The 11,547-nt window shown below is 48.9% G+C and carries 6 protein-coding genes; 1 reads left to right on the forward strand and 5 read right to left on the reverse strand.

Translation table 11 applies throughout. The annotated features are described in order from the left end of the window. Position 1: 1 nt before the first annotated feature. The 4 genes from G5A70_RS09235 to G5A70_RS09250 form a co-directional block, all read right to left on the reverse strand. The gene (locus G5A70_RS09235) at positions 2-1,483 is read right to left on the reverse strand and encodes a glutamate synthase subunit beta (protein ID WP_173749358.1); all 1,482 of its coding nucleotides are present in this window, start codon (positions 1,481-1,483) and stop codon (positions 2-4) included. 37 nt (positions 1,484-1,520) lie between these two features. Then, complete coding sequence (gene gltB, locus G5A70_RS09240; protein WP_173749359.1) at positions 1,521-6,053, reverse strand: glutamate synthase large subunit; 4,533 nt, start codon at positions 6,051-6,053, stop codon at positions 1,521-1,523. A 1-nt stretch (position 6,054) separates the two neighbouring features. Then, positions 6,055-7,668, reverse strand: coding sequence for a CTP synthase (locus G5A70_RS09245; RefSeq protein WP_173749360.1), 1,614 nt, complete (start codon positions 7,666-7,668; stop codon positions 6,055-6,057). Positions 7,669-7,853: 185 nt separating this feature from the next. Continuing rightward, positions 7,854-8,084 carry an HPr family phosphocarrier protein gene (locus G5A70_RS09250; protein WP_173749361.1) on the reverse strand — a complete coding sequence of 77 codons (231 nt, stop codon included), beginning with the start codon at positions 8,082-8,084 and terminating at the stop codon, positions 7,854-7,856. A gap of 266 nt (positions 8,085-8,350) precedes the next feature. Between G5A70_RS09250 and G5A70_RS09255 the strand changes: the two genes are divergently transcribed. Further along, positions 8,351-10,450 carry a glutamine synthetase III gene (locus G5A70_RS09255; RefSeq protein WP_173749362.1) on the forward strand — a complete coding sequence of 700 codons (2,100 nt, stop codon included), beginning with the start codon at positions 8,351-8,353 and terminating at the stop codon, positions 10,448-10,450. 7 nt (positions 10,451-10,457) lie between these two features. Here G5A70_RS09255 and cysK read toward each other — a convergent pair whose 3' ends face one another. Then, positions 10,458-11,393: a cysteine synthase A gene (gene cysK, locus G5A70_RS09260; protein WP_173749363.1), complete on the reverse strand. Its 936-nt coding sequence runs from the start codon at positions 11,391-11,393 to the stop codon at positions 10,458-10,460. Between the last annotated feature and the right edge of the window lie 154 nt (positions 11,394-11,547).

Here is an 11,547-nt window from a genome sequence, read left to right on the forward strand (position 1 = left end):
CTTAAAAACTGCTGCCCATCAAAGACCTGTCCACAGCCTCTGCTGCCTTTCGCCCCTCTGCAATGGCCCATACCACCAGAGACTGGCCTCTGTGCATATCGCCTGCCACGAATACCCCCGGTACACTGGTTTCGTATTCCTCCGGCTTTGTCAGCACATTGGTTCTGGGATTTAAGTCTGTTCCAAAGGCATCTGTGACATATTTCTGACTGCCCAGAAAACCTGCGGCAATCAGTACCAGCTGTGCCGGACGCTCTTCTTCGGTTCCTTCTACGGGAACCATGTTCATCCGTCCGGTTTTTTCATCCTTTTCAGGCGCCAGCTTCACGATTTTCGCCTTCTTTACATTGCCCTTTTCATCTTTGATAAACTCTGTCACTGTGGTCTGATAAATGCGGGGGTCTTTTCCAAAGACGGCAATGGCTTCCTCCTGACCGTAATCTGTTTTCAGCACCCTGGGCCACTCCGGCCATGGATTTTGCAAAGTTCTTTCTTTTGGGGGTTCGGGCATCATTTCCAGCTGGGTTACAGATTTTGCCCCCAGACGAATAGCAGTTCCCACACAGTCATTTCCCGTGTCACCGCCACCGATAACCAGCACATCTTTTCCCTTTGGGGAAATATACTGCTTATCCTCAAAGTTGGAATCCAGAAGGCTTTTGGTCACAGAGGTAAGAAAATCTACGGCAAAGCAGATATTGCCTGCCTCTCTCCCCGGCACGGAAATATCTCTGGGATTGGACGCGCCGCAGGCCAGTACCACCCTGTCAAATTCCTTCCGGATTTGAGATGCCTTCCTGTCTTTTCCCACATCCACACCGGTCTGGAATACCACACCTTCCGCTTCCATCAACTTCACTCTTCTGTCAATGACAGATTTATCCAGCTTCATGTTGGGAATACCGTAGCGCAGAAGGCCGCCTATCCGGTCCCTCCGCTCAAATACCGTAACCTCATGTCCCCTGCGGTTTAATTCCTGGGCTACCGCCAGTCCGGAAGGCCCGCTGCCAATGACAGCCACCTTTTTCCCGGTGCGCACCGGAATCTTCTGAGGTGTCACCCAGCCCTCTTCCCAGGCCTTTTCTATAATTGCCCTTTCGTTTTCCTTGGTAGCCACCGGTTCTCCGTTTATATTACAGGTGCAGGCCGCCTCACACAAAGCCGGGCATACCCGGCTGGTAAATTCCGGAAAACTGTGTGTCTTAGCCAGACGGTCGTACGCCTGTTTCCATTTGCCCCGGTATACCAGGTCATTGGTCTCCGGCACCAGATTGTGCAGGGGACATCCCGATGCCATACCAGCAATCATCATGCCGGACTGGCAGAAGGGCACGCCGCACTCCATACAGCGGGCGCCCTGTTTCTGCTGCTCTTTCAGGGACAACGGTTTCTTAAATTCCTGAAAATCTCTGATTCTCTCCAGCGGCTCTTTGTGCACCGCTTCTTTTCTGTCAAATTCTAAAAATCCCGTGGGTTTTCCCATGTTCTGCCTCCGTTTAAAAAATCACATCTTCCTGTTTCTATTTCTGAAATACTTCCGTAAACGCTTCCATCTGCGCCTGTTCTGTAGACATTCCCTGCTCTTCCAGTTTCATGCTCAGGGCTGTCATCTTCTTGTAATCATATGGAATGATTTTCTTGAATTTAGGCAGGTATTCTGTGAAATGCTCCAGTACCTCCTGCGCTTTCTCCGACCCGGTCAGAGTCTGATGTTCTTTGAGCATGCTTTTTAATTCATGTACATCTATCTTGCTCTCCAGCTTTTCAATGGAAATCATCTGCTTATTCAGATTTTTGTACAGGGTGTTGTCCTCATCCAGCACATAAGCAATACCGCCGCTCATACCGGCCGCAAAGTTCTTGCCTGTGGAGCCCAGAATCACGACCCGGCCTCCAGTCATATATTCGCAGCCATGCTCTCCTACGCCTTCCACCACTGCGTAAGCGCCGGAATTTCGCACGGCAAAACGCTCGCCTGCCACACCGTTTATAAAGACTTTTCCACTTGTGGCGCCGTAAAGTGCAACGTTACCCACAATCATATTGTCTTTTGCACAGTAATGCCTGTTTTTCGGTGGATAAATCACCAGTTTGCCTCCGGAAAGACCTTTTCCGTAATAGTCGTTGGTATCTCCTTCCAGATTCAGGGTCAGTCCCTTTGGAATAAAGGCGCCGAAGCTCTGCCCGCCGGAACCTTTGCAGTTCACTGTCAGCGTGTCTTCCGGCAGTCCGTTTTTATGCTGTCTTGTGATTTCCGCACCGAAAATCGTTCCAAAGGTTCTGTCCGTGTTGCTCACTTCCACGGACACAGAGGCTTTCTCTCCCTTTTTCAGAGCCGTCCCCAGCTTTTTCAGCAGTACCTTTTCATCCAGAGTCTTCTCAAGCTGGAAGTCATAAGCCTTATCCGGCTGGAAAATCACCTGGTCTTTGTCCTCCAAATAAGGGTTTTCCAGAATCGCGCTTAAATCAACCTTAGCTGCCATGGGATTCTCCGCTTCTTCCTTCTTCTTTAAGAGGTCGCTTCTTCCCACCATTTCATCCAGGCTGCGGATACCCAGTTTTGCCATATATTCCCGCAGTTCCTCTGCAAGAAAACGCATAAAGTTTACCACATATTCCGGTTTTCCCTTAAACCTCTTACGAAGCTCCGGATTCTGGGTAGCCACACCCACCGGACAGGTATCCAGGTTGCAGACTCTCATCATGACACAACCCATGGTTACCAAAGGCGCTGTGGCAAATCCGAATTCTTCCGCGCCCAGAAGCGCCGCAATGGCTACGTCCCGTCCGCTCATCAACTTTCCGTCCGTCTCTATCATTACCCGGTTTCGCAGACCGTTTTTCTGCAATGTCTGGTGTGTTTCTGCCAGTCCCAGTTCCCAGGGAAGTCCTGCATTGTGAATGGAACTTTCCGGTGCTGCTCCCGTACCGCCGTCATAGCCGGAAATCAGAATCACCTGCGCACCCGCCTTGGCCACGCCTGCCGCCACGGTTCCCACGCCTGCCTCAGAAACCAGTTTTACGGAAATCCGGGCATATTTGTTGGCATTTTTCAAATCATAGATAAGCTGTGCCAAGTCTTCGATAGAATAAATATCGTGATGCGGCGGAGGAGAAATCAGGCTGACTCCCGGTGTGGAGTGTCTGGTTCTGGCCACCCACGGGTACACCTTTCTGGCTGGCAGGTGTCCGCCTTCTCCCGGCTTCGCGCCCTGAGCCATCTTAATCTGAATCTCCCGGGCGCTGACCAGATAGCGGCTGGTCACGCCGAAACGTCCGCTGGCCACCTGCTTAATGGCAGAACACCGGTCCCTGTCACTTCCTGCGGAATCCAGACGTTCCTCGCTTTCTCCGCCCTCACCGGTGTTGGATTTGCCGTGAAGCATATTCATAGCCAGGGCCAGGGTTTCGTGTGCTTCCTGCGAAATGGAGCCATAGGACATAGCCCCTGTTTTAAAGCGTTTCACAATGTCATCCACGCTTTCCACTTCCTCCAGAGGAAGGGGATGTTCTGCAAACCTAAAGTCCATAAGACTGCGGAGGTTTCCGCTTCGCTCTGCGTCTACCATCTTTGTATATTCTTTAAACATGCCGTAATCCCCCAGACGGGTGGCTTTCTGCAGCATGTGAATAGTAGCCGGATTGTAGCGGTGCTCTTCTCCGTCTTTGCGCATTTTGTGTCTGCCCATGCTGTCCAGAGTCAAATCTGTGCTTCTGCCCAACGGGTCAAAGGCCTGAGAATGAAGCATATCCACGTTCCGGGCTATGTCGTCCAGCGTAATGCCGCCTACACGGCTCACCGTACCGGCAAAATATTTGTCAATGACTTCCTTTGAGATACCGATAGCCTCAAAAATCTTAGAACCCTGATAGGACTGGATAGTAGAAATTCCCATTTTGGACGCAATTTTTACAATGCCGTGAATCACGGCGTAATTATAATCACTGACTGCTGCATAGTAATCTTTGTCCAGCAGTTTTTCATCTATCAGTTCCTGAATGGTATCCAGGGCCAGATACGGATTCACTGCACAGGCTCCGTATCCCAGAAGGGCTGCAAAGTGGTGCACTTCTCTTGGCTCTCCGGATTCCAGAATCAACGCCAGAGAGGTCTGCTTTTTCGTATCCACCAGATGCTGGTGTACTGCGGAAACCGCCAGAAGCGACGGAATGGGCACATGGTTTTCATCCACGCCCCTGTCGGAAAGAATCACAATGTTGGCGCCCTCTCTGTAAACCTTATCCACCTCTACAAACAGCCGCTCCATGGCCCTCGCAAGCTTGGTGGATTTATAGTAAGTGGTAGGAACCACTGCCACCTTAAAGCCTTCCTGCTTCATATTTTTGATTTTCAGCAAATCGGTGTTTGTGAGAATCGGGTTATTGATTTTCAGTACCTGACAGTTTTCCGGTACCTGCTCCAGCAGATTTCCGTCCTTGCCTACATACACGGTGGTACTGGTGACAATTTCCTCACGGATAGCGTCAATAGGCGGATTGGTGACCTGTGCAAAAAGCTGTTTAAAGTAATCGAACAAAGGCCGGTTCTTCTCAGAAAGCACAGCCAGCGGGGTATCCACACCCATGGCAGCAATGCCCTCTGCCCCGTTTAACGCCATACTGCAGATGGAATTGCGGTACTCCTCATATGTATAGCCAAAGGCTTTCTGCAGCTGTTTTCTCTGCTTTGGCGTATACTCTTCCACACGGATATTGGGAATCTTTAAATCCTTTAATTCCACCAGATTGCTGTCCAACCATTCTCCGTAAGGCTGCGCCTTGGCATAACGTTCCTTTACCTCGTTGTCAGACAGGATTCTGCCCTTCACCGTATCAATCAGAAGCATTTTTCCCGGATGCAGACGTTCTTTCTGCACAATGTCCTCTTCCGGAACCTTCAGCACACCTACTTCCGATGCCAGTATCACGTCGCCGTTTTTCATCACATAATACCGGGAAGGACGCAGACCGTTTCTGTCCAATACGGCTCCCATCACATCTCCGTCGGAAAATACAATAGAGGCCGGGCCGTCCCAGGGCTCCATCATCGTAGCATAATACTGGTAGAAGTCACGTTTTTCCTGTGACAGCGTTTTATTATTGGCCCAGGGCTCCGGAATGGTAATCATCACAGCCAGAGGCAGCTCCATACCGCTCATAACCAGAAATTCCAGGGTGTTGTCCAGCATGGCGGAGTCAGAACCTCTGCGGTCTACCACAGGGAGAACCTTGTGCAGCTGCCCTTTGAGATGAGCAGACGCCATATTTTCCTCTCTGGCCTGCATTTTGTCCGCGTTGCCCCGTATAGTATTGATTTCCCCGTTATGTACCATAAAGCGGTTGGGGTGTGCTCTCTCCCAGCTTGGATTGGTATTGGTGCTGAATCTGGAATGTACCATGGCAATGGCAGATTCATAATCTTTATCCTGCAAATCCGCAAAAAAAGTTCTAAGCTGCCCTACCAGAAACATACCCTTGTAGACAATGGTCCGGCTGGACATGGAAACCACATAAGTATTGTCATTGCTCTGCTCAAAAACTCTTCTGGCAATGTACAGCTTCCGGTCAAAATCAAGCCCTTTCTCCACACCTTCCGGCTTTTTGATAAAGGCCTGCACAATATGGGGCATACATTCTTTCGCTTTGTGTCCCAGTACCTGGGGATATACAGGGACTTCCCGGTATCCCAGCAGTTCCAGGCCTTCCTTTTCGGCAATGATTTCAAACATTTTCTTTGCCTGTCTGCGCTTTATCTCATCCTGTGGGAAAAACAGCTGTGCAATTCCGTATTCCCGTTCTCCCCCAATGGCAATGTTCAGCTTCTTACAGACCTTTGCAAAAAATTTATGGGAAATCTGCAGAAGGATTCCCACACCGTCTCCGGTCTTGCCCTCCGCGTCTTTCCCGGCGCGGTGTTCCAGATTTTCCACAATGCACAGCGCCCGTTCTACGGTCTGGTGGCTTTTGATACCTTTGCTGTTTACCACAGCGCCGATACCGCAGTTATCGTGTTCAAATGTGGGGCTGTATAAGCCCTGTTGATTTCGGCTCATATTAATTTCCTCCTTGCTTTCCATATTCGTCTGCTGCCTTTACAAATCCCCGAAACAGCGGGTGAGCACGGTTTGGTCTGGATTTCAGTTCCGGGTGCCCCTGCGTTCCCACAAAAAAGGGATGTGTTTCAATTTCTATCATTTCTACAATTCTTCCGTCAGGAGACAGGCCGGACAGCACCAGTCCTGCTTCCTCCAGACGGAGACGGTAATCGTTGTTGACCTCATAGCGGTGTCTGTGCCGCTCGGAAATCTCTTCTTTCCCGTAAAGCTGCCGCGCCTTTGTGCCCTCTTTCAGCACACAGGGGTAAGCTCCAAGCCGCAGGGTTCCTCCCAGATTTTCCACACCGTTTTGCTCCGGCATCAGATCTATCACCGGATACATGGTGTCCGGGTTCAGTTCCGCACTGTTGGCATCCCGATACCCCAGCACATCTCTGGCAAATTCCACGATAGCCATCTGCATGCCCAGACAGATACCAAGGAATGGAATTTTGTTCTCTCTGGCAAACTGCACGGCCTGAATTTTCCCTTCCGTACCTCTGGTGCCAAAACCTCCCGGTATGAGAATTCCATGTACTCCTGAAAGAAGCCCTTCACAGCCCTGCTTTTCAATATCCTCGGAATCCACCCAGCGCAGCTTCACGCTTACATGGCCGGCAATGCCGCCGTGCTTTAAAGCTTCTACCACACTTAAATACGCATCATGAAGCTGAATGTATTTTCCTACAATGGCAATCTCCGTTTCTGAGACCGGGTGCTTCAAAGCCTCCACCATGGCTTTCCATTCCTCCAAATCCGGTTTTTCACAGGGCAGCTTCAGACACTCACAAACGGCCTGGGCCAGATGTTCTTTCTCCATGGCCAAAGGCGCTTCATAGAGATATTCCACATCCAGATTCTGCAGTACATGATGGGAGGGTACGTTGCAGAACAGAGCAATCTTGTCCTTTAGTTCCTCAGACAGAGGGTATTCAGAACGGCACACCAGAATGTCCGGCTGCAGCCCCATACCCTGAAGCTCCTTTACGCTTGCCTGGGTAGGCTTGGTCTTCAGTTCCCCCGACGCTTTCAGATACGGAATCAGCGTCACATGAATGAGTACTGCATTTTCCTTTCCCACATCATGCTGAAACTGACGGATGGCTTCCAAAAACGGCTGGCTTTCTATATCCCCGGCCGTACCTCCTACCTCGATAATGGCGATACGGTTTTCTTCGGGCAGTTTCCCTCTGTAAAACCGGCTTTTAATCTCATTGGTAATATGAGGAATCACCTGAACGGTTCTTCCGCCGTAATCTCCGTGCCGTTCCTTCTGGAGAACGGACCAGTAAATCTTCCCTGTCGTTACATTGGAATTTTTATCCAGACTTTCATCAATAAACCGTTCGTAATGTCCCAGGTCCAAGTCCGTTTCCGTCCCGTCATCTGTCACAAACACTTCCCCGTGCTGTATGGGGTTCATGGTACCCGGGTCTATATTAATGTAAGGGTCAAATTTCTGCATAGTGACCTGATACCCTCTCGCTTTCAACAGTCTCCCCAGAGAGGCCGCTGTAATGCCTTTTCCAAGCCCTGAAACAACGCCTCCTGTTACAAATACATACTTTACCATGGTGTTTTCCTCCGTTCTCCTTTCTTATTTCTTTGCTGAAAAAATAAAAAAGCGTCAGAATCCCCGTATTAAAAGAAATTCTGACGCCTTTGTCATACTCATTTTTCACTTGCTGTCTACTATAAACGATTTTTCCCGATTTGTAAATCCCCGAATTTTAAAAAATATAACCAAATTTTGCCTCCTTATGCTTCCTGCGCAAATTTCCCTATGCTCTGTCGAAATTCCGGGTTCTCCCCGTGGCAGTTTACAGTCAGCAAATGTTCCAGTCCCAGGGCAAAAATTCCCATAATGGATTTTCCGTCCACCACAGCCCTTCCATAAGAAATATCCACGTCAAACTCACATTTTCTGGCAGCCCTTACAAATTCTCTCACTTCTTCAGCCGTCGTCAGGCGGATTTTTATTTCTTCCATAATCCAAATCTCCTTTTCCAGAGCCTTTTTGCAGACGTTCTGTTATTATTTTAACCTATGCAGAACCTGCCTTTTTGATGTATTTCCCACTCTCTTTTCAGTATGACCCTGCTGCCGTCATCTATACAGGCTCTTTCCATTTTTTTCAAAAAATGTATTGACAAGCCGATTTTTTTGAGTATACTACAGAACATAAAGCAAAGGCGCTTTGGATAACTTCCAAGGCGTCTTTTTCTGTTTTATGCAAAATGAAAGGAGACACCACTATGAAGAAAGATATTCCCTCTTTATACGGAAGCCTGGTATTTAATGACAAGGTTATGAGGAACAAACTTCCCAAGGATGTTTACAAGGCGCTGAGAAAAACCATTGAAAACGGAACCCATCTGGAGCTGGACGTGGCAAATGCCGTAGCGGTTGCCATGAAGGAATGGGCTGTGGAACAGGGCGCTACCCATTACACGCACTGGTTTCAACCCATGACCGGATTCACAGCCGAAAAACATGACAGCTTTATCACCCCTTCCGGAGACGGGGAAGTCATTATGGACTTTTCCGGCAAGGAACTGGTAAAAGGAGAACCGGATGCCTCCAGCTTTCCTTCCGGCGGACTTCGCGCCACCTTTGAGGCCAGAGGCTATACCGCATGGGACCCTACCTCTCCTGCATTTATTAAGGATGGAACTCTATACATCCCCACAGCTTTCTGTTCCTACGGCGGAGAAGCCCTGGATAAGAAAACACCTCTTCTGCGCTCTATGGAAGCACTCAGCCGGGAAGCGGTGAAGATTCTTCACACACTGGGAAACACCGATGTCACCAGTGTTTCCACCACCATCGGACCGGAACAGGAATACTTTCTGGTAGATAAGGATTTGTACCGCCAAAGACGTGATCTGCAGTTCTGCGGCAGAACCCTGATAGGCGCACCGGCTCCCCGGGGACAGGAACTGGAAGACCATTACTTCGGTTCCTTAAAGCCCAGAGTTGCCGCTTATATGCATGATTTAGACGAAGAACTGTGGAAGCTGGGCATTCCGGCCAAAACCAAGCACAACGAAGTTGCTCCGGCCCAGCACGAACTGGCGCCCATCTTCTCCACAGCCAACGTAGCTGTGGACTACAATCAGCTTACCATGGAAGTCATGAAAAATACAGCGGACAGACACAATATGGTATGTCTGCTCCACGAAAAGCCCTTTGAAGGCATTAACGGCAGCGGCAAGCACAACAACTGGTCCCTGACTACCAACCAGGGAGACAATCTTTTAGAGCCGGGCAAAACTCCTGCGCAGAACATCCAGTTCCTTGTGTTCCTCATGGCCGTAATCAAAGCCGTAGACGAGTATGCAGATATGATGCGTGTATCTGCCGCCAGCGCCGGAAACGACCACCGCCTGGGCGGCAACGAAGCGCCGCCTGCCATTGTATCCATCTTTCTTGGAGATGAACTGACCGCTGTCTTAAAATCCATTGAAGAAGATACTTATTTCGGTAAACAGCAGAGAGTGGCTCTGGAAACAGGCGCTCATGTACTGCCTCACTTTTTCAAGGATACCACAGACCGGAACCGTACCTCACCTTTTGCATTTACAGGCAACAAATTTGAGTTCCGCATGCTGGGTTCCTCTGCCTCTGTATCCACGCCGAATATTGTACTGAACACTGCTGTGGCAGAAGCCCTGGCTCAGTTTTATGAAGAATTAAAAGGCACGGCTCCGGAAGATATGGAGCATGCCGTACATGAACTGATTAAACGCGCCATCAAAAAGCACAAAAAAGTTATTTTCAACGGAAACGGCTATACCGAAGAATGGGTGGAAGAAGCGAAAAAACGGGGACTTTACAATCTGGTTTCCACACCGGACTGCCTCCCTGCCTTTATTGAAGAAAAAAATATCCGGCTCTTTACAGAACACAAAATCTTTACCCGGGAAGAAATTTTCTCCAGATATGAAATTCTGTTGGAAAACTATGTGAAAACAGTAGAAATCGAAGCGAAAACTTTAAAAGAAATGCTGACCAAAGATTTCCTGCCTGCCCTTTCCGACTATGCAGCCCAGGAGGCAGACAAGGCTATGGCTGTGAAAAACTTTATACCGGAAGCTTCCACTGCAGAAGCCGCCGCACTGGTTGGCAAACTGACTTCTGCTTATGAAAGCATTTCCTCCGGTGTGAAAGCTCTGGATAAGGAAATTCAGACTGTCTCCGGTTTTGCTTCCATGCAGAAGGCCGCGGACTACTGCCGCAGCACGCTCCTGGTGTCCATGGACAAACTCCGTCAGACCGCAGACGCCGTGGAAGCCAAAATCCCGGATGAAAACCTGCCTTATCCTACTTATGACGCACTTTTATTCTCTATCTAAATAAGATTTAAGATTCAAACAGCGGGGTGGAGTAATATCTGTCTCCGCTGTCCGGCAGAAGTGCCACAATGGTTTTTCCTTCATTTTCCGGACGCTTTGCCAGCTCAATAGCTGTGTGCAGAGCAGCTCCGGAGGAAATACCTACCAGAATTCCTTCCTTGTGTGCAAAGAATTTTGCTGCTGCAAAAGAATCTTCCGCAGTGGCGGTTATCACTTCATCGTAAATCTTTGTATTTAATACCTGAGGTACGAATCCCGCACCGATTCCCTGAATTTTGTGAGGACCTGGGGTTCCTTTGGAAAGCACCGGTGAATCAGACGGCTCTACAGCCACGATCTTCACTTCCGGTTTCTTTTCTTTCAGATATTCACCTACACCTGTTACGGTTCCGCCGGTTCCCACACCTGCTACGAAAATATCCACTTCTCCCTCTGTGTCATTCCAGATTTCCGGTCCTGTAGTGGCAATGTGCGCTGCCGGATTTGCCGGATTATCAAACTGCCCTGTGAGGAAGCTGCCCTGAATTTCCTGATTTAATTCCTTTGCTTTGGCAATAGCGCCTGTCATGCCTTTGGTTCCTTCTGTCAGTACAATCTCTGCTCCGTATGCTTTGAGAATATTTCTTCTCTCCACACTCATGGTTTCCGGCATGGTAAGAATCAGCTTATAGCCTTTGGATGCTGCAAGAGAGGCCAGACCAATCCCCGTGTTTCCGGAAGTCGGTTCAATAATGGTTGCCCCCGGCTTCAAAAGCCCTTTGGCTTCCGCATCTTCTATCATATTTTTTGCAATTCTGTCCTTTACGCTTCCTGCAGGATTCAGGTATTCCAGCTTCACCAGAACGGTTGCTTTTAATCCCTCTTCCTTTTCAATGTTGGTCACTTCCAGAAGCGGAGTTCCGCCGATTAATTCCTGTACACCTTTATAAATCTTCTTTGCCATAACTGATTCCTCCTTATATTGTGATTTCATGTTTTATATTCCTATTAACTTAGTAGGAATTATATGTTATTAAGTAAGATTTGTCAAGGGATTTTTTCAAAAAAAGCGATTCCGCAGGTTTTACACCAGCGGAACCGCTCTCCTTATGTCAAAT

This window comes from Blautia hansenii (assembly GCF_013304445.1).
GTDB lineage: Bacteria > Bacillota > Clostridia > Lachnospirales > Lachnospiraceae > Blautia.